Source organism: Cyanobium sp. BA5m-21, assembly GCF_024346235.1.
In the GTDB taxonomy this organism is placed as follows: domain Bacteria; phylum Cyanobacteriota; class Cyanobacteriia; order PCC-6307; family Cyanobiaceae; genus Cyanobium_A; species Cyanobium_A usitatum.
Map to the genome: position 1 here is coordinate 1 of NZ_JAGQCO010000036.1, position 22,902 is coordinate 22,902.

Annotated in this window: 22 protein-coding genes; 10 read left to right on the forward strand and 12 right to left on the reverse strand. The window is 64.4% G+C overall.

What is annotated here, in order from left to right:
• Nucleotides 1-459, reverse strand: a 459-nt coding sequence (locus tag KBY72_RS10720) for a sugar nucleotidyltransferase (protein WP_254993573.1), incomplete at its 3' end; no start/stop codon positions are given.
• A 29-nt stretch (nucleotides 460-488) separates the two neighbouring features.
• Between KBY72_RS10720 and KBY72_RS10725 the strand changes: the two genes are divergently transcribed.
• The gene (locus tag KBY72_RS10725; RefSeq protein WP_254961695.1) at nucleotides 489-974 is read left to right on the forward strand and encodes a GNAT family N-acetyltransferase; all 486 of its coding nucleotides are present in this window, start codon (nucleotides 489-491) and stop codon (nucleotides 972-974) included.
• Here KBY72_RS10725 and KBY72_RS10730 read toward each other — a convergent pair.
• The 4 genes from KBY72_RS10730 to psbZ form a co-directional block, all read right to left on the reverse strand.
• On the reverse strand, nucleotides 887-1,378 hold the full coding sequence (locus KBY72_RS10730) for a hypothetical protein (RefSeq protein ID WP_254961694.1): 492 nt from the start codon (nucleotides 1,376-1,378) through the stop codon (nucleotides 887-889). The genes KBY72_RS10725 and KBY72_RS10730 overlap by 88 nt on opposite strands.
• The gene (locus KBY72_RS10735) at nucleotides 1,365-1,646 is read right to left on the reverse strand and encodes a type II toxin-antitoxin system Phd/YefM family antitoxin (RefSeq protein WP_254961693.1); all 282 of its coding nucleotides are present in this window, start codon (nucleotides 1,644-1,646) and stop codon (nucleotides 1,365-1,367) included. Before KBY72_RS10735 ends, KBY72_RS10730 begins: the two co-directional genes overlap by 14 nt.
• A gap of 133 nt (nucleotides 1,647-1,779) precedes the next feature.
• Complete coding sequence (gene ribH / locus KBY72_RS10740) at nucleotides 1,780-2,259, reverse strand: 6,7-dimethyl-8-ribityllumazine synthase (RefSeq protein ID WP_106632461.1); 480 nt, start codon at nucleotides 2,257-2,259, stop codon at nucleotides 1,780-1,782.
• Between the two features lie 3 nt (nucleotides 2,260-2,262).
• Nucleotides 2,263-2,451: a photosystem II reaction center protein PsbZ gene (psbZ, locus tag KBY72_RS10745; protein ID WP_106632462.1), complete on the reverse strand. Its 189-nt coding sequence runs from the start codon at nucleotides 2,449-2,451 to the stop codon at nucleotides 2,263-2,265.
• An 80-nt stretch (nucleotides 2,452-2,531) separates the two neighbouring features.
• On the opposite strand from psbZ, the gene mutS reads away from it, so the two are divergent.
• A complete protein-coding gene (gene mutS, locus KBY72_RS10750; protein ID WP_254993575.1) occupies nucleotides 2,532-5,306 on the forward strand; it encodes a DNA mismatch repair protein MutS in 2,775 nt (924 codons plus the stop codon).
• Here mutS and KBY72_RS10755 read toward each other — a convergent pair.
• Nucleotides 5,264-5,962: a precorrin-8X methylmutase gene (locus tag KBY72_RS10755; RefSeq protein WP_254961691.1), complete on the reverse strand. Its 699-nt coding sequence runs from the start codon at nucleotides 5,960-5,962 to the stop codon at nucleotides 5,264-5,266. The two genes, mutS and KBY72_RS10755, sit on opposite strands and share 43 nt — an antisense overlap.
• A 237-nt stretch (nucleotides 5,963-6,199) precedes the next feature.
• On the opposite strand from KBY72_RS10755, the gene holA reads away from it, so the two are divergent.
• Genes holA through KBY72_RS10770 form a run of 3 tightly spaced genes read left to right on the forward strand, consistent with a single transcriptional unit; the run spans nucleotide 6,200 to nucleotide 10,383 of the window.
• Nucleotides 6,200-7,171, forward strand: a complete 972-nt coding sequence (gene holA / locus KBY72_RS10760; RefSeq protein WP_254961690.1) for a DNA polymerase III subunit delta — start codon at nucleotides 6,200-6,202, stop codon at nucleotides 7,169-7,171.
• Nucleotides 7,172-7,228: 57 nt separating this feature from the next.
• Nucleotides 7,229-9,067 (forward strand): aspartate kinase, encoded by a 1,839-nt coding sequence (locus tag KBY72_RS10765; protein ID WP_254961689.1) that lies wholly within the window; start codon nucleotides 7,229-7,231, stop codon nucleotides 9,065-9,067.
• Nucleotides 9,064-10,383, forward strand: a complete 1,320-nt coding sequence (locus KBY72_RS10770) for a sugar transferase (protein ID WP_254993577.1) — start codon at nucleotides 9,064-9,066, stop codon at nucleotides 10,381-10,383. Before KBY72_RS10765 ends, KBY72_RS10770 begins: the two co-directional genes overlap by 4 nt.
• A 30-nt stretch (nucleotides 10,384-10,413) precedes the next feature.
• On the opposite strand, the gene uvrB is transcribed toward KBY72_RS10770, so the two are convergent.
• The 3 genes from uvrB to KBY72_RS10785 all read right to left on the reverse strand — a co-directional run bounded on the left by uvrB (nucleotide 10,414) and on the right by KBY72_RS10785 (nucleotide 13,724).
• Nucleotides 10,414-12,420 (reverse strand): excinuclease ABC subunit UvrB, encoded by a 2,007-nt coding sequence (gene uvrB / locus KBY72_RS10775; RefSeq protein ID WP_254993581.1) that lies wholly within the window; start codon nucleotides 12,418-12,420, stop codon nucleotides 10,414-10,416.
• Nucleotides 12,421-12,436: 16 nt separating this feature from the next.
• On the reverse strand, nucleotides 12,437-12,865 hold the full coding sequence (locus tag KBY72_RS10780) for a phage holin family protein (RefSeq protein WP_106632469.1): 429 nt from the start codon (nucleotides 12,863-12,865) through the stop codon (nucleotides 12,437-12,439).
• A gap of 67 nt (nucleotides 12,866-12,932) precedes the next feature.
• On the reverse strand, nucleotides 12,933-13,724 hold the full coding sequence (locus tag KBY72_RS10785; protein ID WP_254961700.1) for a DUF561 domain-containing protein: 792 nt from the start codon (nucleotides 13,722-13,724) through the stop codon (nucleotides 12,933-12,935).
• 7 nt (nucleotides 13,725-13,731) lie between these two features.
• Between KBY72_RS10785 and tilS the strand changes: the two genes are divergently transcribed.
• Both tilS and KBY72_RS10795 read left to right on the forward strand, forming a co-directional pair.
• Complete coding sequence (tilS, locus tag KBY72_RS10790) at nucleotides 13,732-14,814, forward strand: tRNA lysidine(34) synthetase TilS (protein ID WP_254961685.1); 1,083 nt, start codon at nucleotides 13,732-13,734, stop codon at nucleotides 14,812-14,814.
• Nucleotides 14,811-15,503, forward strand: coding sequence for a hypothetical protein (locus tag KBY72_RS10795; protein ID WP_254961684.1), 693 nt, complete (start codon nucleotides 14,811-14,813; stop codon nucleotides 15,501-15,503). Before tilS ends, KBY72_RS10795 begins: the two co-directional genes overlap by 4 nt.
• 17 nt (nucleotides 15,504-15,520) lie before the next feature.
• Here KBY72_RS10795 and KBY72_RS10800 read toward each other — a convergent pair whose 3' ends face one another.
• From KBY72_RS10800 to KBY72_RS10810, 3 genes are read right to left on the reverse strand one after another with little or no spacing between them, the layout of a single operon-like run.
• Entirely contained in the window at nucleotides 15,521-17,566 is a 2,046-nt protein-coding gene (locus KBY72_RS10800) for a ribonuclease J (protein ID WP_254961683.1), read from the reverse strand.
• A gap of 59 nt (nucleotides 17,567-17,625) precedes the next feature.
• Nucleotides 17,626-18,531: a 4-hydroxy-tetrahydrodipicolinate synthase gene (dapA, locus tag KBY72_RS10805; RefSeq protein WP_254961682.1), complete on the reverse strand. Its 906-nt coding sequence runs from the start codon at nucleotides 18,529-18,531 to the stop codon at nucleotides 17,626-17,628.
• Nucleotides 18,528-19,553, reverse strand: coding sequence for an aspartate-semialdehyde dehydrogenase (locus KBY72_RS10810; RefSeq protein WP_254993592.1), 1,026 nt, complete (start codon nucleotides 19,551-19,553; stop codon nucleotides 18,528-18,530). Before KBY72_RS10810 ends, dapA begins: the two co-directional genes overlap by 4 nt.
• 282 nt (nucleotides 19,554-19,835) lie before the next feature.
• Between KBY72_RS10810 and tig the strand changes: the two genes are divergently transcribed.
• The 3 genes from tig to clpX all read left to right on the forward strand — a co-directional run.
• Complete coding sequence (gene tig, locus KBY72_RS10815; RefSeq protein WP_254961680.1) at nucleotides 19,836-21,260, forward strand: trigger factor; 1,425 nt, start codon at nucleotides 19,836-19,838, stop codon at nucleotides 21,258-21,260.
• Between the two features lie 46 nt (nucleotides 21,261-21,306).
• Complete coding sequence (gene clpP / locus KBY72_RS10820) at nucleotides 21,307-21,966, forward strand: ATP-dependent Clp endopeptidase proteolytic subunit ClpP (protein WP_106632476.1); 660 nt, start codon at nucleotides 21,307-21,309, stop codon at nucleotides 21,964-21,966.
• Nucleotides 21,967-22,044: 78 nt separating this feature from the next.
• A partial coding sequence (gene clpX, locus KBY72_RS10825) for an ATP-dependent protease ATP-binding subunit ClpX (RefSeq protein WP_254993593.1) occupies nucleotides 22,045-22,902 on the forward strand: 858 nt, incomplete at its 3' end.

Consider the following 22,902-nt stretch of genomic DNA (forward strand, 5'->3'; position numbering starts at 1 on the left):
ATCCGCGGCAAACTCCACCACCCCGTAGCGCTCCGGATCCCGCACTGGATAAGCAAACACCGTGGCTCCCTCAGCTGGGCCATTGCAGGCCTGGAGCTGGGGAATCAAATCATGGCCGTGGAAAAGGTTGTCGCCGAGCACAAGGGCCGCCGCCGCACCGTCCAGAAAATCGTCGCCAATCAGAAAGGCCTGGGCCAACCCGTCCGGGCTGGGCTGCTCGGCGTAGGCGATCGTCATGCCCCAGCGAGAACCGTCACCCAGCAGGCGCTCAAAGGCCGGCTGATCCTGGGGGGTAGTGATAATCAGCACCTCCCGAATCCCCGCCAGCATCAACGTGCTGAGCGGGTAATAGATCATCGGCTTGTCGTACACCGGCAGCAGCTGCTTACTTACCGCCTGCGTGATCGGATGCAGCCGAGTGCCGCTGCCTCCGGCCAAAATTATTCCCTTACGGGTCACAGGGAACGCTCCGCTGGGAGAATGCTGCCATGGCAGCACTGCGCCTCCTAATCCACGCCCCTGGTGCCCCTGGCATGCGCTGGTTTGGCTTTGGGCCAGGCCTGCGCCCTACCCGGGGCCTGTGGAAGCTGCAGCGCCTGTTCAACAAGCACGCCTTCTGGGCCCAGCAGCGCAGCCACGGGCAGCTGCGCCGCCTGCTGGCTGGCAGCGCCGTGGTGGTGAGCTTGTGGCATGGCAAGCGCCTAGTGGGCTTCGGCCGGGCCAGCAGCGATGGGATCTATCGCGCCGTGCTCTGGGATGTGGTGGTAGCCGGCGACCTGCACGGCCAAGGCCTGGGCCGCCGGGTGGTGGAGGCCCTGCTGGCCGCCCCCGCCCTGCGCGGCGTTGAGCGCGTTTATTTGATGACCACCAACAGTGCTGGCTTTTATCAGCAGCTGGGCTTCCGCGATGCAGCCCCCCAGGCCCTACTGGTGAAACAAGGAGTTTCAGGGAGCTCAGGGGTTTCGACCGGATAGGAAAGCGCGCCAGCAGCCTCAGCTAGATCCCGATCGAGGGTCGCCGGCAACAGGCCCAGGCGATAGGCAAGCTGGAGCTGAAGCAAAAGGGGCAGGGCTGCAATGCCAGGCCTGTAGCGCTGGCGGTGGCGCACCATCGCAAAGTCGTCTGGCTCAAAACAAACCACCGGGCAACGTTCCGCCAAAAAGCCATCTAGCAACCGTTGCGCGGCCTGGCTATCGAGCTCCCCCTCGAGCTCCATCACACTCCACGCACTCACCCTCAGCAGCCCCTCCCCCACCCGCTCCAACCAATTCAGAGCAGCAGCACTCTTTGGCCCCGGCAGCAGCAATGCCCGCAACAAAGAAACATCGAGCAGCCGGCCATGGCTGCCCATGCGCCGCCACGGTTCAAACGGCTCCATGGCCCGCCTCCTGGTGCAGACGACGTAAGCGCTCAAGCCAAAGCTCCGCTCCAGCCTGGCCTGATAGCTCAGGAATCAGCCGCGCCACCGGTTTGCCGTAGCGACTGATCACCACGCACTCACCAGCTTGTATGCGATCGAGCAAGCCGGACAACTGCTGGCGAGCCTGAGCAAGCGGAACCGTGGTCATGGCGGCGGCGGGGGCGAAGGAAGGGTTGCGCTGATGGGCACTGTCAAAGAAGTTGTACAGCTGTACAACCTCCCGCATAGCGTCGAAACAGCTCCACCAGCATTCCCACAGTCAGCGGAAACCCAGCCAGCCGAAACCAACTACCCGCCACTTACGGACACTGCACCCGCGTACTAGCACCACCAAACCAAGCACCTTCGACCCGGCACCTTTAGTCGGGAATAGCCGCCATCAAGCTGCCCATCTCTAGGGCCTGCAGGCCGTAATTCCAGCCCAGGTTGCTCTTGATGCCGGCCCGCTCTAAGGCCTGCTGCAGGGTGTCGGTGGTGAGTACCCCAAAGATCACGGGCACGCCGGTGTCGCGGGCCACGGCAGCCACGCCTTTGCTCACCTCGGCCACCACCACGTCGAAATGGGGGGTGTCGCCACGAATGACGGCCCCCAGGGTGATCACCACCTGATAACGACCGCTGGCCGCCAGGCGCTGGGCCACCAGGGGGATCTCAAAGCTGCCGGGCACCCAGGCCACATCCAGCTGGGCACTGGCATCACTGGTGTCGACACCGTGGCGCAAGAGGCAGTCGAGGCAGCCGCTCAGCAGCTTGCCGGTCACCAGGTCATTAAAACGGGCAACCACGACCGCGATACGCAGACCAGCCGTATCGGTGAACCGACCTTCAAAAATCGCCACGCTTCAGACCACAAAGATGCTCATGCCCCAGTTGAGCAGCACCAGGGCCACCCAGGCGAGGCCGCCAAGCAGGATCAGGCGATTGGAGCGACCTGAATCTTCACTGCTGGCGTAAAGCACCGGCACCGCCACAATCAAGGCGAACGACAGCACCACCAGAGCCAAAACGGTGAGGGTGTTGAGGATCTGCATGGATTAGCAGCGGCTACACGCCAATCAGTTGCGAGATTCTCACACGCAGACCCAGGTCAGCCGGGGCACCGCTTCACAACATGAAGCCACCGGCAAGTCGACCTACGATCCAACCTCACCAGGAAAGGGCCGTGGCCGCGGAAGCCGAACAACAGCTTTCGCTCACCGCCGCCCTGGGCCTGGCCGAAGAGCCCCAGCCCGCACCCGGCCCAACCCGGCCCCGCAGCCGTCAGCGCCAAGCCGCCCCAGCTGCCCCGCCGGCCGCAACCACAGCAAGCTCAAGCCCCGACTCCGACCTGCCCCCCTGGCACCACCACGGCCTGGTGGCACCAGAGCAGTTGACGCCGATGCTGCGTCACTACGTGGAGCTCAAGGCCGCCCATCCCGATCGGGTGCTGCTCTACCGCCTCGGCGACTTCTTCGAGTGCTTCTTTGAAGACGCCATCACCCTCTCGCGCCTGCTGGAGCTCACCCTCACCGGCAAGGAGGGCGGCAAAGCTGTCGGGCGAGTGCCGATGGCGGGCATCCCCCACCATGCCGCCGAGCGCTACTGCGCTGAGCTGGTGCGCCGCGGCCTCAGCGTCGCCCTCTGCGACCAGCTGGAAAGCACCCCGGCTAAAGGCGAACTGCTAAAGCGCGGCATCACCCGGGTGCTCACCCCCGGCACGGTGCTTGAAGAGGGCCTGCTGGCGGCCCGCCTCAACAACTGGCTTTGCGCCGTGGTGATGGAGGGCGCGTGCTGGGGCCTGGCGGTGGCCGATGTCAGCACCGGTGAATTCCGGGTCACCGAGCGGAGCGGTAGTGCCGGCTTGCACCAGGAGCTGCTGCAGGTGGAAGCCGCCGAAGTGCTCTGGCCCGGCGCCACTGCCACCGCAAGTGCCAGCGCCACCCCCTGCCCCACCTGGTGCCCCGAGGCCCTGCGGCTCACCCCCCTGCCCCGCACCCCCTTTGAGGCGCCGGAAGCCTCCGCCACCCTCAAGCAGCGCTTCGGCCTGGCCAGCCTTGATGGCCTGGGGCTCGGCGAAGCGCCGCTAGCCCTGCGCGCGGCGGGCGGCCTGGTGGCTTACCTCGACGACACCAGCCAAGCCCGGGTGCCGCTGGATCCCCCCACCACCTGGCAGGCCGGCGACCAGTTGGTGCTCGACGCCGCAACCCGCCGCAACCTGGAACTCACCAAAACCCAGCTGGGCGGCAGTGTCCACGGCTCCCTGCTCTGGGCGCTCGACCGCACCCACACCGCCATGGGCGGCCGCTGCCTGCGCCGCTGGCTTCAGGCGCCGCTGGTGGAGCGCGCGGCGATCCTCGAGCGCCAGGGCGGCGTCAGTGAGCTGGTGGCCGATCGCGGACTGCGGCTGGCCCTGCGCCGGCTGCTGCGTCCGATGGGCGACCTGGAGCGCCTGGCCGGCCGCGCCGGCGCCGGCAGCGCCTCGGCCCGGGATCTGGTGGCATTGGCAGAAGGTCTCGAACGCCTACCCCAGCTGGCCGCCCAGCTCACCAACGCCACCAGCGCCCCGCTGCAGGCCCTGGCCCGCCCCTGGCCCGAGCTTGAAAGCCTGGCCGGCGAGCTGCGCCACGCCCTGCTCGACACCCCACCCCTATCGCTCACCGAGGGCGGCCTGTTCCACGACGGCGTTGATCCGGCCCTCGATGAGCTGCGCAACCAGCTCGACGACCAGGACACCTGGCTGGCCCAGCAGGAATCGGAGGAGCGCCGGCTCAGCGGCCTCACCAGCCTCAAACTCCAATACCACCGCACCTTCGGCTACTTCCTGGCGGTGTCGAAGGCCAAGGCGGCGGCGGTGCCGGAGCACTGGATCCGCCGCCAAACCCTGGCCAACGAGGAGCGCTTCGTCACCCCAGCCCTGCGCAACCGCGAGGGCGCCATCCAGCAGCTCAAGGCCCGCGCCGCCCAGCGCGAATACGAACTGTTCTGCGCCCTGCGCATCCAGGTCGGCGAGCAGGCCGCCGCCATCCGCACAGCTGCGCGCCTGGTGGCCGAGCTTGATGGGATCGCCTCACTGGCCGAGGTGGCCGCCACCGGCGGCTATTGCTGCCCCGAGATCACCGATCCCGCCGGTCCCGAGGCCCGCCTGCTGCAGATCGAAGCCGGCCGCCACCCGGTGGTGGAGCAACTGCTGGCGGAAGAGCCCTTCACCGCCAACAGCGTGGTTCTTGGTGCCATCCCCGAGGCCGCCCCCCGCCCCGACCTGATCATCCTCACCGGCCCCAACGCCAGCGGCAAGAGCTGTTACCTGCGCCAAACCGGCTTGCTGCAACTGATGGCCCAAATGGGCAGCTGGATCCCAGCCACCTCGGCCCGCCTCGGCATCGCCGATCGCCTGTTCACCCGCGTCGGCGCCGGCGACGACCTGGCCGCCGGCCAGTCCACCTTCATGGTGGAGATGGCCGAAACCGCCAACATCCTTCACCACGCCAGCGAGCGCTCCCTGGTGCTGCTCGATGAGATCGGCCGCGGCACCGCCACCTTCGATGGCCTCTCGATCGCCTGGGCCGTGGCCGAGCACCTGGCCACGCCGGCCGAGCGCGGCGGCATCGGTGCCCGCTCGATCTTCGCCACCCATTACCACGAACTCAACGCCCTGGCCGGCCAGCTGGCCAACGTCGCCAATGCCCAGGTGCTGGTGCAGGAAACCGGCGACGCCCTGATATTCCTGCACCAGGTAGCCCCCGGCGGCGCCAGCCGCAGCTATGGCATCGAGGCCGCCCGCCTAGCCGGCGTTCCCGCCGCGGTGGTGCTGCGCGCCCGCCAGGTGCTGGGCCGCATCGAAGCCAACAGCGTCATACAAGTGGATCAAGACGAACCCAGCGGGGCCGACGGCGCGCTCGCCGCCTGAAGCCAGGCAGCCCGCAGCAGGGCGTTGCAGGCCGCTGCCACCAGTCCGGCTCCGCCTTTGGAGCCCTCGAGCCGCATATGCACCAGGCCACTCTCAGCCAGGTGACGCTTGCTCTCCGCCACCCCCACAAACCCCACCGGCATGCCGATCACCAGGGCTGGTGCCGGCACGCTTCCCGCTGCCACCAGCTCGAGCAACACCTCCAGGGCCGTGGGGGCGCTGCCGATCAACACCACGCCAGGCTGGCCCTGCCCGACCAGCGCCGCCGCCATGCCGGCGGCCGTGCGCGTGGAGCCCGCCGGCGCCTGCTCAGGCGTCCAATCCAGCACGCTGCGCACAGGATTGGCGAAGGTGCGCCGCGCCATCGGCGCCACCGCCGCGGCCGCCATTGCCGTGTCCGTGAGGATCGGCACCCCCGCAGCTAACGCCGCCAAGCCAGCGCCGCAGGCGTTAGCGGGACAAACCAGATCAGCCGCCAAACCCGGATCACCGCTGCTGTGAATCAGGCGCAGCAGCACGTCCTGCTGCAGGGGGCTAAGCGGCGCCAGCGACGCCGCCATCCCCGGCATCTGCCGGATCAGCCGCAAGCTCTCACTAAAAATCGGGTGATCCAGGGAAGGCACTCCGCCAAGAGCCGCAGTTTCAGCATTACTCATGGTCCGATCCATTTCTCATGGCGCATTTCTCTTGACCCAATTCTGTTGAACCATTTTTGTTGAACCGTTTCTGAGCGGTGCATCAATCACACCAGCAGAGCTGTCCTTAATTTTGTACAACTTGTACTGCGATCCAGTCAGGCGCAGTGGTGCTGGTCACTGACCATCCGGCCCTGGCCCAGACTGAGCTCCATCCTCTGCTCAGCGCCCTGCGGATCTGAGCACCGCACACCACCCATGCCCATTCACCTGCTCTGGGGCGACGACGAGGCTGCCCGCAACCGTGCCGTCGAAGCGCTGGTGCAGGCGCAGGTGGATCCCAGCTGGGCCACCATCAACCTCAGCCGCCTCGATGGCAACGACGCCGGCCAGGCGGCCCAGGCCCTCGAGGAGGCCCGCACGCCGCCCTTTGGCGCCGGCAGCCGCATGGTGGTGCTGCAACGCAGTCCGTTTTGCAGCCAGTGCCCAGCTGAACTGGCCGAGCGTTTCGAAGCCGCCCTGGCCCAGGTGGCGGATGGCTGCCATCTGGTGCTGGTGAGTTCCGGCAAGCCGGATGCCCGGCTGCGCACCACCAAAGCCCTGCAGAAGCTGGTGAAGGCTGGCCAGGCCAGCGAGCAAAGCTTTGCCCTGCCAGCCATCTGGGACGGCGCCGGCCAGGTGGAGCTGGTGAGCCGCACGGCCCGGGAGCTGGGGCTGAAGCTGGAGCCAGCCGCAGCGGCAGCCCTTTCCGATGCCATCGGCAACGACAGCGCCCGCCTCGCCAGCGAGCTTGAAAAGCTCAGCCTCTACGCCAATCCCATCACCCTCACCGCCGTGCAGGCCCTGGTGGGCGGTCAAACCACCAGCTCCCTCGCCGTGGGCGATGCCCTACTGGCTGGCCAGCCAGCCGACGCCATTGCCCGGCTCGATGCCCTGCTGGAGGCCAACGAGCCGGCCCTGCGGATCGTTGCCGCCCTCAGCAGCCAGATCCGCGGCTGGCTTTGGGTCACCCTGCTCGACCAGCAAGGTGAAAGCGACGTAGCGGTGATCGCTAAAGCGGCCGGCATCGGCAATCCCAAACGCATCTACGTGATGCGCAAGCAGATCCGCGGCCGCCAGCCCGCCGTCTTCCTGCGCCTGCTCAGCCAGCTGCTCTCAGTGGAGGCTGACCTCAAGCGGGGCAGTGATGCCGGCGACGCCTTCCGCGACGGCTTCCTGCTCAACGCTTAAGGGATCAAGACGGATAATTAGTCCTTCTTTCACTGACGCCCACCGCCGCACCCCGCCATGGCCCTGCTGGTTCAGAAGTTTGGCGGCACCTCGGTGGCCGATGTGGAGCGCATTCAGGCAGTGGCCCGACGCATAGCCCGCAGCCGTGAGGAGGGCCACGAGCTGGTGATTGTGGTGTCAGCGATGGGCCACACCACCGACCAGCTCACCGGCCTAGCCCGCGCCATCAGTAGCAACCCACCCCAGCGGGAGCTGGACATGCTGCTAGCCACCGGCGAACAGGTATCGATCGCCCTGCTTTCCATGGCACTGCACGCCGAGGGCGTGCCGGCGGTGTCGATGACAGGCACCCAGGCGGGCATCGTTACCGAATCAGCCCATGGCCGCGCCCGCATCCTGGAGATCCGCACCGAACGGCTACGGCGCCTGCTCAATGATGGTCAGGTGGTGGTGGTGGCTGGTTTCCAGGGCACCAGCAGCGGCGCCGGCGGCACCCCCGAGATCACCACCTTGGGCCGCGGGGGCTCCGACACCTCAGCGGTGGCCCTGGCAGCAGCCCTGGGCGCCGATACCTGCGAGATCTATACCGACGTTCCCGGGGTGCTGACCACCGACCCCCGCAAGGTGGCCGACGCCCAACTGATGGCCCAGGTGAGCTGCGATGAAATGCTCGAGCTGGCCAGCCTGGGGGCTTCGGTGCTGCACCCGCGGGCGGTTGAGATCGCCCGCAACTACGGCGTGCCCCTAGTGGTGCGCTCCAGCTGGAGCGAGCAGGCCGGCACCCTGCTCACCAGCGGCGCCCCCAGGCCAATTGGCCATGAGGGTCTGGAGCTGGGTAAGCCGGTGGATGGCGCCGAACTCCTAACAAACCAGGCCGTGCTGGCCCTCGCCCACGTGCCCGACCGGCCCGGAGTGGCAGCCCAGCTATTCGAGGCCCTCGGCGCCGCCGGCCTCAACGTGGACCTGATCGTGCAAGCCACCCACGAGGGCAGCTCGAACGACATCGCCTTCACCCTGGCCGCCGCTGAATGCGACCGGGCCCAGCTGGTGTGCAGCGAGGTGCTGGCCGCCATGGGCGCAACCCTCAACGATGGCGGCGCCCAGCTGAGCGCCGAAGCCGGCTTGGCCAAGCTGAGCATCTCGGGCGCCGGGATCATGGGCAGGCCAGGGGTGGCTGCCCGGCTGTTCGACACCCTGGCCCGCTCAGGCATCAACCTGCGCCTGATTGCCACCAGCGAGGTGAAGGTGAGCTGCCTGGTGGCTGGAGACCAGGCGGATCGGGCCCTGCGGGCCGCTGCCGAAGCCTTCGAGCTGCCTGATCAGCAGCTGCGCCGCGATCCCAGGCCCTGCCATCAGGGGGATCCGGCTGTTCGCGGCGTTGCCCTCGACCGCGATCAGGCCCAGGTGGCAGTGAGGCGCCTGCCCGATCGCCCCGGCACCGCCGCGGCCGTCTGCCGCACCCTGGCCGACGCCAGCATCAGCCTCGACGCGATCGTGCAATCCGAGCGCACCCACGCCGGGCCAAGCCGCGATATGAGCTTCGTGCTCAAACGCGACGAGCTGACGCGGGCGCAGCAGACCCTCGCGCCCCTACTGCGGCAATGGCCCGGCTCCAGCTTCGAAGAGGGGCCCGCCATAGCCCGAATCAGCGCAGTAGGGGCTGGTATGCCATTCACCCCAGGCACCGCGGCCCGCATGTTCCGCTGCCTAGCTGACGCAGGCATCAACATCGAACTGATCGCCACCAGCGAGATCCGCACCAGCTGCGTCGTAGCCGAAACCGATGGGGTAGCAGCTCTACAGGCAGTGCACGCCGCATTTGCACTTGGAGGCATCGCGCAACATCGGGCCGAAGGCACCGAGGCGCCTGGCGAGGTCGAGGTATCGATGGCATGAACTGGGGCCGCCACCGCCTTCCCCTTGCCCTCGCGGCAGGTCTCGACGCTGCTGGGTTAATCGCCGCAGCGTTAACCGTGAACGGCCTGCGCCAAAACAGTGTTGGAAATCAACAGCTCTTGCTGCTGGGCCTAGTGCTGATCTACCTGAGCCTGGGCTGGCTTTTCGGCTCCTACACCCTGCTGAAACTGACGCAGCTGCGCTGGATACAACTGATGCTGCGGCTCGGAATCACCAGCGGTGCCAGCATCGTGGCGGGCGCCCTGCTGGGTTGGCTGCTGCGGGTGCCGCAAGACACCACCCTGCTGTACCGGGGCAGCCTGATTCCTATGTTCAGCCTGGTTTCCTTCTGGAGCGCCCTAGTGCGGCTGGGGCTGCGCCAAAGCCAACATCTCTCCTCCCAACCTGCCTGGCAGATCGTGGCGCTGCCCCAGGAAGTGGAGGCCATCACCAAGGAATGGCGGCGCAGCTACGGCAACAATCCACTGCCGTCAATCCTGCCGTTCAGCTCCACGCTCTGGGAGCGCGATTCCCCCAACGCAACCATCGCACTCAGCAGTGGCGTAGCCGCCGAAGCGGACGTACAACAATTTTGCCAACAGGTAGTGGGCCAGGGCCACCCTGTGCTGTCCCTGGCGGCCATGGCGGAGCAAGAGCTACTGCGCATTCCTCCCCACTGGGTGGGCGATCAATGGCTGCTGTTTTCAAGCCGCATCGATGGCACCAAGAGCACGTTTGAGCAGCAGCTCAAACGCTTCGCCGATGTGTTGATCAGCCTCGTGCTGCTGGTGATAACCAGCCCGGTCGTGGCGCTGGCCGCCCTATTAGTCCGAGCGCAGGACGGCGGTGCCGTGATCTATCGGCAACAACGCACCGGGCTAATGGGCCAGTCCTTCGCTGTGCTGAAACTGCGCACCATGGTGCCCCTAGCCGAAACAGATAGCGCCCTATGGGCAGCAGAGCAGGATGCACGCATAACTCCGATCGGCCAATGGCTGCGCCGCACCAGGCTCGATGAACTGCCCCAGCTGATCAACGTGCTGCGAGGGGAGATGAGCCTGATCGGCCCGCGTCCGGAACGGCCCGAACTAGAGGGTCAGCTAGAGGCGGAAATCCCCAACTACCGCCTGCGCCACTGGGTGCGGCCCGGCCTCAGCGGCTGGGCCCAAGTGAACATGCCTTACACCTCAAGCATTGAGGATTCGGAGTTGAAACTGAGCTACGACCTTTTCTACCTGCGCAATGCCGGGCTCTGGCTGGATCTACTGATCATGGTCAAAACCATCAAGATCGTGCTCAAGGCCGCCGGTCGTTGACCCCTGAGAATCGCGCTAATCAGAATCGCGCTAATGCTTCCCCACCAACTTCTGGCGCAGGTTTTTAATCTTGTCGCGCAAGTTGGCAGCATCTTCAAACTGGAGATTCTTAGCAGCCCCCTTCATCTTCTCTTCGAGCTGCTGGATGAGCTCCGGCAGAGCATCCAGCGGCACATTGTTGTGCTCGGCCTGCTCGGTGGTCTCCTCCAGCTGGTCGTCGTTGAGCCGCCGTGACATCTCCAGAAACGAGAGAATCGAATTGCCGGCCCGCTTGCCTGCAGGGCTGGGGGTGATGCCGTGCTCAACGTTATGGGCGTGCTGAATGGCGCGGCGGCGCTCGGTCTCTGAGATGGCCTTAGCCATCGAATCGGTGAGGTTGTCGGCATAGAGAATCGCCTTGCCTTCGATGTGGCGGGCAGCCCGGCCAATGGTCTGAACCAAGGAGCGCTCGGCCCGCAGGAACCCCTCCTTGTCGGCATCAAGAATCGCCACTAGCGATACCTCAGGCAGGTCCAATCCTTCCCGTAGGAGATTAACGCCAACCAGCACGTCGTATTCGCCATTCCTGAGATCTTGGATGATCTCAATCCGCTCAATCGAATGAATCTCGGAGTGCAAATAGCGCACTCGCACGCCGTTTTCGGCCAGGTAATCGGTGAGATCTTCTGCCATGCGCTTGGTGAGCGTGGTCACAAGCACTCGCTCGTTCTTCTCCGCCCGCACCCGGATCTCGCCGAGCAGGTCGTCCACCTGACCCTCACTAGGACGCACCTCCACGATCGGGTCGAGCACCCCGGTGGGGCGGATCACCTGCTGCACAATCTGGCCACTGCTCTGCTCCATCTCCCAGTTGCCTGGAGTGGCACTCACAAAGATCGTCTGCTGGGCCTTCTCCCAGAACTCCGAACCCTTGAGCGGCCTGTTGTCGGCAGCGCTGGGCAAGCGGAAGCCGTGCTCAATCAGCACCTGCTTACGCGACTGGTCGCCGTTGTACATCGCCTGCAGCTGGGAGCAGGTGACGTGGCTCTCATCCACCACCAACAGCCAGTCTTTAGGGAAATAGTCGATAAGGCATTCCGGCGGCGTGCCCGCCTCTCGCCCGGCCAAATGGCGGGCGTAGTTCTCCACGCCATTGCAGTAGCCCACCTGCTCGAGCATCTCGAGGTCGTAGGTGGTGCGCTGCTCCAGCCGCTGGGCCTCTAGGAGCCGCCCCTGACCGTTAAGTACATCGAGCCTTTCACGCATCTCGTGGCGGATGGCCAAAATCGCGTCCGCCAGCCGCTCCTTTGGCGTCACAAAGTGCTTAGCCGGATAGATATTGATTGTGTCGAGGCTTTGCAGGATCTCCCCGGTAGTGGGATCCACGTAGCGGATCGCCTCAACCTCATCACCAAAGAGCTCAATCCGCACCAGCCGGTCTTCATAGGCCGGGCCGATCTCCAGCACATCTCCCCGCACCCGAAAACGACCGCGGGAAATCTCCAGGTCGTTGCGGGAATACTGGTTGTTTACCAACTCCCGCAGGGAGCCTCGCAAATTGAGGGTATCGCCCACCTTAAACTTGACTGCAGCTTTTAGATATTCACTGGGGATACCTAAACCATAAATACAACTAATAGAAGCCACAACGATCACATCGTTGCGTTCAAACAGCGAACGGGTCGCCGAGTGACGCAGCATGTCGATCTCTTCATTGATCGAAGCTGTTTTGGCGATGTAGGTGTCGGAGACAGCCACATACGCCTCCGGCTGGTAATAGTCGTAGTAGCTGATGAAATATTCAACAGCATTATTCGGGAAGAACTCCCGCAGCTCATTGCAGAGCTGGGCCGCCAAGGTTTTGTTGTGAGCCAGCACCAAAGCAGGACGCCCGGTCTGGGCGATCACATTGGCGATCGTGAAGGTCTTCCCGGTGCCGGTGGCGCCTAGCAGGGTCTGGTAGCGCTCGCCCCCATCGACACCCTGCACCAGCCCGGCAATGGCCGTGGGCTGATCTCCCTTGGGTTGGTAGGGGGCGTGGAGTTCAAACGGAACCATGCCCCCATTCTCGGGGTCAAACCACCGGAGCTGTGGTGATTAGGGCAGCTGCGCGAGTGAAGTCGACATCAAGGCCAAGGATCCGCAGGATCACGGCCGACAACACGGCATAGACAACGCCGCCGAGAATCGCGCTCACCACTCCGTTTTTGAGGCGGAATCCCTTGATCAACCAAGCCGCCAGACCAAACAGCACCACGGTGATTGCCCAGTTGAACAGCAGGCTCACCGGACTGATCAGGCCCCCCAGGCTGGTGACCGCCCAGACCGGCCCCAGCAGCAGCTTCAGCGGCCAGATCAACAGGGTGCCCAGTAAGCCGATCACCACAGCGGAAAGCATGGCGATCGGGAAACTGCTCACCTCCACTCCCAAGGGAAGCCAGGCCACAATCAACAGCACAATGGCCCGAATCGGCCACTGCAATAGCCACATTAAAGAACCCATGAAAAAGATGCGGTGATCATTACCGCAAAATAGTCATGGGTTCAGGCTAAAACAACTGAGCTTGGCGTTAACCAACAACGATTGCGCCTGCAGGCATTCCCAGTGCCTCGCGTAGGCCGCGCACGACGGCCACCATGGCCAGAGGGTCGTTCAGCTTGTTGATCGCCGAACCAACCCCCACACCGGCGGCACCGGCGGCAATTGCCATCGGCACGGTGACGGCGGAGAGGCCAGATGCACACAGCACCGGGGCAGCACTACCCGCTTCAACACTGTCCGCCGCAGCCAAGGCCCGGCTGATGCTGTGGGCAGCGGCCAGGGTTGGAGCCGCCTTCTCAATAAGGCCGAGACTACCGGCGCTGAAGGGCTTAGCGCTTGTGCCGCCCTCGGTTTGGATAATGTCGGCACCGGCGGCCACCAGATCCACCGCCAGCTGCTCCTGCTGATCGAGGGGCAGCACATGGGGCACGGTGACGCTCAAAACCACCTCGGGTAGCAACTCGCGAGTGCGGCGGGTGAGCTCAAGCACTTCGGCGGCATCGAAGATGCGACCGAGGGGGTAGAAGGCGTCGTAGTTGCCAATTTCAACCATTGCCGCCCCGGCAGCCACAGCAGCGGCAAACAGCTCGGGCTCAACTGCGCTCACGCAGATCGGCAAACCGCTCACTGCAGCGGCCAGCTGCACCAGCTCCGGATCGCAGGCCACATCGATCAAATCGGCTCCGCCTAGGCCAGCGGCCCGGCAGATCCGCTCCACACTGGCAGCATCAAAATTGGTGAGGCCAGCGATCACCTTGAGCAGGCGGCGATCAGCAAGCGCGGCTTGCAGGGCGGAGGGCAGCTGCTCAAGACGCGACATCGCAACCATGGAAACGCAAGATTTGAATAGTGAATCGATTCTCCCACCCGGGCCGCGCTGGAGCCCGGACCACCTGCGGCTGCATCGCCATCTGCGTCACCATCCCGAGCTGTTGCCGGCGGGGGCGCCGCTGCTGCTAGCCATCTCGGGTGGTCAAGATTCCATGGTCCTGCTGGCCCTGCTACGCGACCTGCAGCGCCTGCACCAGTGGCCCCTGCACCTCTGGCATGGCGACCACCGCTGGCGACCGGAGTCGGGCCAGGTGGCAGCGGAGCTGGCCGGCTGGTGCAGCGACCAGGGGCTCGAGCTGCACGTTTCCTCCTGGCTGAGGCCGCTGGAAGCAACCAGCGAAGCTGACGCCCGCCACTGGCGCTACGGCCAGTTGGCTGAGCAGGCCAGATGTTTGGGGGTGGGCCATGTGGTGACCGCCCACACCGCCAGCGATCGAGCCGAAACTCTGTTGCTGCACCTAGCCCGAGGCAGCCATCGCCGCGGCCTGGCGAGCCTGCGCAACCTGCGCCCCCTCACCAGCCCATCGAGCCCAACCACCGATCCAAGCGAGCCAATCGCGCTGGCGCGACCGCTGCTGCCCTTCTCCCGGGCCGACACCGCCCGGCTTTGCGAGCAACTGACGCTGCCCGTGTGGCACGACCCGAGCAATACCGACCGCCGCTACAGCCGAAACCGAATCCGGGCCGAGGTGGTACCCGTGCTGGAGGAGCTCCATCCCGGCGCCGCCAAGAGGATCAGCGCCCAAGCAGAGCGGCTGGTGGAAGAGGTGGAGAGCCGCAACGAATTAGTGAATCTGGCCCTGCAAACTCTAAAAACAGCCGGCAGCCAGGCTGGGACACCAGGCCTACAGCGCCAGGAGCTGGGCGACCTAGCCGTAGCCAACCAGCGCCAACTACTGCATCACTGGCTTGAGCAAAGCACCAGGCTGGCGCTCCCAGCCAGGCAACTCGAAGAACTATTGCGGCGGCTGCAACCGGGCCATCCCCCAGGCCAGGCAGACTTAGGCGCGGATTGGCAGCTGCGCTGGGATCGCTGCACACTGTGGCTGCACCATCCCGCCGCACACCTGCCGCAATGACAACCTCGCCGCACTCGCTACAACAGCGTTATGAGGCCATTGAGCGGGTTTACAGCGAACGCCAATGGGACGATGTGGCCCGCTTAAGCGAGGAGCTGCTGCTCGAGCTGCCCAACGAGCCCGCCGACCCCCTGCGCCAAAGACTGCAGCTGTTACTAGGCCACACCTACCTCTACGGCTACCAAGACAGAGCTACAGCAACCGGTTTTTACAGCCGGGTTCGAGCAGCGACGCAAGAACCCGTACTGCGGGATATCGCCGACCAGGGGCTGGAGCAATGCGCCAGCCAGGCAGCACAACTTGAAGTTGCACCGGAGCAAGCCTCGAATGCGCCAAGCACTGGAGGCCAAGCCTTCCCCTTCGGCAATGAGCCAGTAGCGGAAGGAACAGTAGTTACAAGCTCTGGCTCGGCCATGCCCTGGATGGAGCAACTTGGAGGCATCGAGGCGGCGGAGGTTCAGGTGCCCATGCCGGCGCAGGTGCCGAATCTGGTAGTTGAAGTGGTCGATGAGCCAGAGCTGATCGAGGTGGCCCAGGCAGATGCGGCGACTGCTCAAGAGCTGGACGTCGCCGTGAGCAAAGAGAGCCTGGCTGAGCCAGAAGGGCGTTTTGCCAAGCAAGTCGGGGAACCTAGCCCCGAGGAGTTCGCCGAACTCTCCAAGGGGCTGCTGCGAGTGGTGATCCGCTGAGCTGGTGCTGGGGCCGATCAGCCCGCTACAGCGGCTGAACGGCGGCGCCGGATACGGCCGGCGGGTTCCGGCTCGAGCTCTGCTGGGGCTGGGGCCGAAACCTCAGCAACTACAGCGGCTGGGACGGCAGTAGGAGCAGACACAGGCGTGGCGGCAGGGGCGGCGGCTCCAACGGCAACCAGCTGACGCTGGGGTGCCGGCACGGCGCCATCACGGCCACGGGCACCTGCATCACGAACGCCTGCATCACGGGCAGAGCGACCCCGGGGAGCGGGGCGGCTGTCGGGTTCGGCGTCGGCGCGGCCCTTGTAAGCAGGCGTACCGGCAGGGGCTGGCTGCACCAGGCAAATGATCAACGGCTCCACTTGGAGCTCGCGGCGCAGGCGGCGTTGCAGACCCACCTCTACCTCTCGCTGCACACCGACCCAATCCACCTCAGGGGCCTTGCCACCGGTGTTGCGGCAGAGCTGATTCCAGCGATTTTCCAGCACCCAGCCGATTTCGCGCTCGGCCCACATCGAGAGTCTGCGGGCATCAGCAGTGGTGACCACACCACGAATATTCACCCTCGGCGGCGCAGCCATCACACCGTCGGTGCTGATCACCGCTAGCAGAGTGATCACGCCGTCTTCTGCCAGCTGCTGGCGCTCCTTCAGCACCCGGGCATCAACAATGCCGTTGCGGGACGCATCCAGCAGTTCGATGCCGGCCTTGACGGGGTCGCCTTTACGGATCGAATCGGCAGTGAGCTCCACCACATCACCGTTGTCGATGATGAGCATGTTGTCGCCTGGTACCCCCATCGACTGGGCGGTTTTGCTGTGGGCAATGAGCATGCGGTGCTCACCGTGCACCGGCACAAAATATTTGGGCTTGGTGAGGGCCAGCATCAGCTTCTGGTCTTCCTGGAAGCCGTGGCCAGAGACGTGAATACCCTCGCCCTTGCCATAAACCACCTTGGCGCCGAGCATCATCAGCCGGTCAATGGTGTTCACCACCGAGATGGTGTTGCCAGGGATCGGGCTGGCCGAGAAAATAATCGTGTCGGTGCTCTTCACCTGCACCTGGGGATGCTCTCCACGGGAGATGCGGCTCAAGGCGGCCAGGGGTTCACCCTGGCTACCAGTCATCAGCAACAGAGTTTCGCGGTCGGGCAGATCGCGTATCTGCTTGATCGGCACAAACAGATCATCCGGGGCGCGCATATAACCCAACTCCCGGGCTTTGGCGATCACGTTGAGCATGGAGCGGCCCAGCAGTCCCACCTTGCGGCCGTTCTTGAGGGCCAGCTCCAGGATCATCGACACCCGGTGAATCGAACTGGCAAAGGTGGTGATGATCACCCGACCTTCAGCCTGGGAGATATGGCGATCCAGGCAAGGAAACACTGAACGCTCGGGGGGACAGAAGCCCGGCACCTCGGCGTTGGTGGAGTCGCTGAACAGGCAAAGCACCCCCTTGTCGCCGTAATGGGCGAGGCGAGCCATGTCGAAGGTCTCGCCATCCACCGGCGTGTGGTCAAATTTGAAGTCGCCGGTGAAGATCACCGTGCCCACAGGGGTGGTGATGGCCAGCGAGAAGCTGTCGGCCATCGAGTGGGTGTTGCGAATGAACTCCACTGAAAAGTGTTGGCCCACCTTCACCACATCGCGGGGCGCGACGGTTTGAAGGATGGTGCGATCCATCACACCGGCCTCCTCCATCTTGCCGGTGAGCATGGCCAGCGCTAGGCGCGGTCCATGAATCACGGGGATGCTGAAGTTTTTAAGGTGGTGGGCAATACCACCAATGTGATCTTCGTGACCATGGGTCACGATCATGCCGCGAATCCGCTTCTGGTTTTCCTTGAGATAGCTGGTATCTGGCATCACCACATTGACGCCATGCATCCCATCACTGGGGAAGGCCAATCCAGCATCCACCAACATGATGTCGTCGCCGTACTCGAACACGCAGGTGTTCTTGCCGATCTCGTGCAGGCCGCCGAGGGGGATCACCCGCAGGTGGGGGGGCTTGGTGGCGATCTGACTGGTGCCCTGGGCTCGGCCGTTGGAACTGGTCATGGAAAAGGATTTTTAGGGAAAAGGAACAAACTGAATCGATCTGGTCTCAAGCCTTGGCGTCAGGTAGGACGCAGGGCGGCCAGGGTTTCGGAGAGGCGTTGTCGCACGTCGGTGGTGGCGGAAAGAAGGGGAAGACGGGGTGCACCCACGGGCCAGCCGCTGAGCTCCAAGGCGGCTTTGACGGGGATCGGGTTGGTGCTGCAGAAAAGGGACTTGCACAGCGGCAGCAGCTGGTCGTGCAGAGCCAGGGCTTGGGCCAAATCCCCCGCATAGAAGGCGCGCACCATGGCGCTGATCTCAGCGCCGGCCAGGTGGCTGGCCACACTCACCACTCCCACAGCACCAACGGCAAGCATCGGCAGGGTGAGGGCGTCGTCACCGCTATAGATCGCCAGACGGTTGCCGCACAGGGCCCGCAGGGCGCTCACCTCTTCGGTGCTGCCGCTGGCAGCCTTGAAACTCACCACGTTGGCGCAGTCGAGCAAGCGGGCCACGGTGGCTGGCTCCAGGCTGGTGCCTGTACGACCGGGGATGTTGTAAAGCATTAGGGGCAGCTGGGGTGCCGCCGCTGCCACAGCGCGGAAATGGGCCTCAAGGCCGTCCTGGGGGGGCTTGTTGTAGTACGGCACTACCACTAGGGCGCCGTCCGCACCGAGGGCCGCCGCCTGCCGCGTCGCCTCCACCGCTTCGGCGGTGCAATTGCTGCCACTTCCCGCCAGCACGCTGGCCCGATGCCCAACCGCTTGCTTCACGGCAACTAAAAGAGCGTGCTGTTCGTCCCAGCTGAGCGTGGGTGATTCGCCAGTGGTGCCGCACACCACGATTCCATCGGAGCCCTGGTTGATCAGATGCTCTGCCAGCTGGGCCGCAAGGCCCAGATCCACCGAACCATCGGCGGCGAAGGGGGTCACCATCGCCGTCAGCACGCGGCCAAATAGCGGAGTGGCTGGCTGGATAGGGCTCAAGCAGCACCTCCGGGCAAAACCGCTTCAGTTCCAGCCGCCGGGCCCTGGATCAACAGCTCGGCAATCTGGATCGCATTGAGAGCCGCACCCTTGCGGATCTGATCACCGCAGAGCCACAGCTCCAGGGCATTGGCATCACTGAGGTCCTGGCGGATACGTCCCACCGCCACCGGATCGCGGCCCGTCACATCAGTGGGCATCGGGAAACGGTTGGCCTCAAAATTTTCCAGCAGCTCCACGCCGGGGGCCTCAGCCAGCAGGGCTCTGGCCTCCTGCACCGGGAAGGGCTCATGAAATTCAATATTTACGGCCTCTGAATGGGCCCGCAGCACCGGCACCCGCACACAGGTAGCCGAAAGTCGCAGCTCCGGCGTGCCCATGATCTTGCGGGTTTCGTTGAGCATCTTCAGCTCCTCCTCGCAATAACCGTTGTCCTGCAGCGGAGAGTTGTGCAGAAAAAGGTTGAAGGCCAGGGAGTGGGGCAGCACCTCACTCACTGGCTCACCTCCATCGAGCACGATCCGGCTGAGCTGGCGCAGCTCCTCCATCGCCCGGGCACCGGCGCCGCTGGCGCTCTGATAAGTGCTCACCAGCACACGCCGAATTGCCCGACGCGCCGCCAAGGGGGCCAAAACCAGGGTGAGCAGAATTGTTGTGCAGTTGGGGTTGGCAATGATGCCCCGATGGGCAAAAGCAGCTTCGGGGTTCACTTCTGGAACCACCAACGGCACCTCCGGATCCATTCGGAAGGCGCTGGAGTTATCGATCACCACGGCGCCAGCCCGGGCCGCCACCGGGGCCCACTGACGCGACACCGAGCCGCCCGCTGAGGCCAGCACCACATCCACCCCTTCAAAAGCTGAGGCCTCCACGGGCCGGATCGCCAGCGATGTGCCCTGCCAGGCAAGGCTTTGACCGGCGGAGCGGGGTGACGCCAGGGGAATCAGCTCAGCCACAGGAAAGTTGCGCTCCGCGAGCAGCTCGAGTAACTCCTGGCCAACGGCACCGGTCGCACCGAGCACCGCAACCCTCAAGGGGCGACTGGGCAGGCAGGGAGATGGCGGGAGAGGGACGGGCTGGGCGGCGGTCAAGGGAGCGGGAGAGGAATCAAAACTCGGTGGCGGAGCTGGTGATCAAACGTCAAACCAGCTAGGGGCGGAAAGCTGCAACAAAGAAACCGGCCATGGTCGAAGCCGTTGTTTGCTGATTCGGGATCTATCGCTTTCGTCGTGCGCCGAACTGACAATACGCGCTGGGAGCTCGGAACGGCCGCTTTCTAGGATCGGGGTCTGCAACTGTTTTCCATGAGCTCAGCCGCCGCCCCCGCCGCCAGCCCGCTATCGATAAAGGCCAGTCCCCGTCCGGGCAGCCGCGTGGCCCTAGAGGTGGCCATCCCCGGCGGCCGCAGCCAGGCCAGCTATGACGCCGCCGTGGACAAGCTGAGTCGCAGCATCAAGCTTCCCGGCTTTCGCAAGGGCAAGGTGCCCCGGCCCGTGCTGCTCCAGCAGATCGGCCCCCTACGCATCCGGGCCACCGCCCTAGAGGATCTGGTGGAGGCCGCTTTCCGGGATGCTGTTAGCCAAGAAATGGTGGCAGCTATCGGCCGGCCCGAGCTCACCGAAGGCTTCGAGGTCGTGCTGGAACGCTTCGAGCCCGGCAACGCCCTCACCATCACCCTGGAGCTCGACGTCGAGCCCACACCAAAACTCAAGTCCACCAAAGGGCTAAAGGCTGAAGCCGAGGCAATCAGCTTCGATCCAGCCCGCATCGATGAACTGATCGAGCAGTCGCGTAAGCAGCTGGCCACCCTGGTGCCCGTAGAGGGCCGCCCCGCCGCCAGCGGCGATGTAGCGGTGCTCAGCTTCAGCGGCATCTACGTGGATAGCGGCGAGGCCATCAGTGGTGGCAGCAGCGATGCCATGGAAGTCGAGCTGGAGGAGGGCCGGATGATCCCCGGCTTCGTCGAGGGCGTAATCGGCATGGCTATCGGCGCTAGCAAGACCATCGACTGCCAGTTCCCCGATACCTATCCCCAAGAAGATGCCGCCGGCCGCCAGTCGCGCTTCGAGATCAGCCTGAAAGACCTCAAGTGCCGGGAACTACCCGCCCTTGACGACTCCTTTGCCCAGCAGGCCAGCGACAAAGCCACCCTGGCCGAACTGCGCAGCGATCTGGAAACCCGCCTCAAGGACGACGCCGAGCGCCGGGCTAAGGCCAGCCGCCACGACGCCCTGCTCGCTGCCCTAGTGCAAGAACTTGAAGTGGAGCTGCCCGAAACCCTGGTTCAACAGGAAATCCGCAACCTGGTGGAGCAGACAGCAGGACAGATCGCCCAGCAGGGCATGGACGTCAAAAAGCTGTTCACCCCCGACCTGGTGCGCTCATTGATGGACACCTCCCGGCCCGAGGCAGAGGAGCGCCTGCGCCGCAGCCTGGCCCTCAAGGCCCTTGCCGCCGCCGAGGCGATCGAGGTGGAAGCCAAGGAGCTTGAAGCCAAGATCAAGGAGATCAGCCGCGGCCTGAGCCAGCAGGGCAACATCGATCCTGAAAGATTGCGCCTGGCCGTTGCTGACGACCTGCTGCGCGACAAGCTGCTGGAGTGGCTTGAGGCCAACAGCACCATCACCGAAAAGGCTGCCACCCCAGCCGACGTCGACCCTGACGCTGCAGGCGAGGAGCAGGCAAAGGCCAAAGCGAAAGCCAAGGCCAAACCGGCCAAGGCCCAATAGCCACAGCCAGGACCAATAGATTGGTCCTCCGAGAGCTTCCCCGCGCGTGATCGACGCCACCCTTCGCCATCCCGTCCACAGCAGCTGGAGCCCCAGTGGCTCCCCCGGGGTGCTGCCCACGGTTGTGGAGCAGTCGGGCAAGGGCGACCGCGCCTTCGATATCTATTCGCGCCTGCTGCGCGAACGGATCATCTTTCTGGGCACCGGCATCGACGATCAGGTGGCCGATTCCCTAGTCGCCCAGCTGCTGTTCCTCGAAGCCGAGGATCCGGAGAAGGACATCCAGATTTACGTGAACTCCCCAGGCGGCTCAGTGACCGCCGGCTTGGCGATCTACGACACGATGCAGCAGGTCTCCCCAGACGTGGTGACCATCTGCTATGGCCTGGCCGCATCCATGGGTGCCTTCCTGCTCTCGGGTGGCACCAAGGGCAAGCGGCTGGCCCTGCCCAATGCCCGGATCATGATTCACCAACCCCTCGGCGGCGCCCAGGGCCAGGCAGTGGACATTGAAATTCAGGCCAAGGAGATTCTTTTCCTCAAGGACACCCTCAACGGTCTGATGGCTGAACACACCGGTCAGCCCCTCGAAAAAATCACCGAAGACACTGACCGCGACTACTTCCTTTCCCCCGCAGAGGCGGTTGAATACGGCCTGATCGATCGGGTCGTGACCGAATCCCCTGCCGCCACAGCTGCTGAGTGATTCCGGCCGGTTTGATCCTTAAGGTCAGCTGACGATCCATTATTTCCTGTCGATCCTGGAATCAGGACTCCCCTGCCCATGGCCAAGTTCGACGCCCACCTGAAGTGCTCGTTCTGCGGCAAGTCGCAAGAACAGGTGCGCAAGCTGATCGCCGGCCCGGGTGTCTACATCTGCGATGAATGTATCGATCTCTGCAACGAGATCCTTGATGAGGAGCTGGTAGACGGACATAGCTGCACAGCCAGCGGAGGCGGAAGCGGCCGCCATGCCGCCGACTCCAGCCGCGGTAAGGCCTCCAGCAAAAAAACAACCAAACCCGCTCCAACCCTGGCGGAGGTGCCCAAGCCCCAGGAGATCAAGGCCTTTCTCGACCGCCAGGTGGTGGGCCAAAACGAAGCAAAGAAAAATCTTTCCGTAGCTGTTTACAACCACTACAAACGCCTGGCCTGGCAAGGCGATGGCAAGGGTGAAACGGACCAGACAGCCACCAAGCTGCACAAGAGCAACATCCTGCTGATCGGCCCCACCGGCTGCGGCAAAACGCTCCTGGCCCAGACCCTGGCCGAAATGCTCGATGTGCCCTTTGCGGTGGCCGACGCCACCACCCTTACCGAGGCGGGCTACGTCGGAGAAGACGTGGAAAACATCCTGCTGCGGCTGCTGCAGAAAGCGGATCAGGATGTGGAACAGGCCCAGCGGGGCATCATCTACATCGATGAAATCGACAAGATCGCCCGCAAGAGCGAAAACCCCTCCATTACTAGGGACGTCTCCGGAGAAGGGGTGCAGCAGGCATTGCTGAAAATGCTCGAAGGCACCGTGGCCAACGTGCCGCCGCAGGGAGGCCGCAAGCATCCCTACCAGGAATGCATTCAGATCGACACCAGTCAGATCCTGTTCATCTGCGGTGGTGCCTTCGTCGGCCTCGAAGATGTA

What these genes read in the sequence shown, in the direction of transcription:
- KBY72_RS10725 (WP_254961695.1), top strand. Translation starts at nt 489, where the DNA reads ATGGCAGCACTGCGCCTCCTAATCCACGCCCCTGGTGCCCCTGGCATG.
- KBY72_RS10730 (WP_254961694.1), bottom strand. Translation starts at nt 1,378, where the DNA reads ATGGAGCCGTTTGAACCGTGGCGGCGCATGGGCAGCCATGGCCGGCTG.
- KBY72_RS10735 (WP_254961693.1), bottom strand. Translation starts at nt 1,646, where the DNA reads ATGCGGGAGGTTGTACAGCTGTACAACTTCTTTGACAGTGCCCATCAG.
- psbZ (WP_106632462.1), bottom strand. Translation starts at nt 2,451, where the DNA reads ATGCAGATCCTCAACACCCTCACCGTTTTGGCTCTGGTGGTGCTGTCG.
- mutS (WP_254993575.1), top strand. Translation starts at nt 2,532, where the DNA reads ATGAAGCCACCGGCAAGTCGACCTACGATCCAACCTCACCAGGAAAGG.
- KBY72_RS10755 (WP_254961691.1), bottom strand. Translation starts at nt 5,962, where the DNA reads ATGAGTAATGCTGAAACTGCGGCTCTTGGCGGAGTGCCTTCCCTGGAT.
- holA (WP_254961690.1), top strand. Translation starts at nt 6,200, where the DNA reads ATGCCCATTCACCTGCTCTGGGGCGACGACGAGGCTGCCCGCAACCGT.
- KBY72_RS10765 (WP_254961689.1), top strand. Translation starts at nt 7,229, where the DNA reads ATGGCCCTGCTGGTTCAGAAGTTTGGCGGCACCTCGGTGGCCGATGTG.
- KBY72_RS10770 (WP_254993577.1), top strand. Translation starts at nt 9,064, where the DNA reads ATGAACTGGGGCCGCCACCGCCTTCCCCTTGCCCTCGCGGCAGGTCTC.
- uvrB (WP_254993581.1), bottom strand. Translation starts at nt 12,420, where the DNA reads ATGGTTCCGTTTGAACTCCACGCCCCCTACCAACCCAAGGGAGATCAG.
- KBY72_RS10780 (WP_106632469.1), bottom strand. Translation starts at nt 12,865, where the DNA reads ATGGGTTCTTTAATGTGGCTATTGCAGTGGCCGATTCGGGCCATTGTG.
- KBY72_RS10785 (WP_254961700.1), bottom strand. Translation starts at nt 13,724, where the DNA reads ATGTCGCGTCTTGAGCAGCTGCCCTCCGCCCTGCAAGCCGCGCTTGCT.
- tilS (WP_254961685.1), top strand. Translation starts at nt 13,732, where the DNA reads ATGGAAACGCAAGATTTGAATAGTGAATCGATTCTCCCACCCGGGCCG.
- KBY72_RS10795 (WP_254961684.1), top strand. Translation starts at nt 14,811, where the DNA reads ATGACAACCTCGCCGCACTCGCTACAACAGCGTTATGAGGCCATTGAG.
- KBY72_RS10800 (WP_254961683.1), bottom strand. Translation starts at nt 17,566, where the DNA reads ATGACCAGTTCCAACGGCCGAGCCCAGGGCACCAGTCAGATCGCCACC.
- tig (WP_254961680.1), top strand. Translation starts at nt 19,836, where the DNA reads ATGAGCTCAGCCGCCGCCCCCGCCGCCAGCCCGCTATCGATAAAGGCC.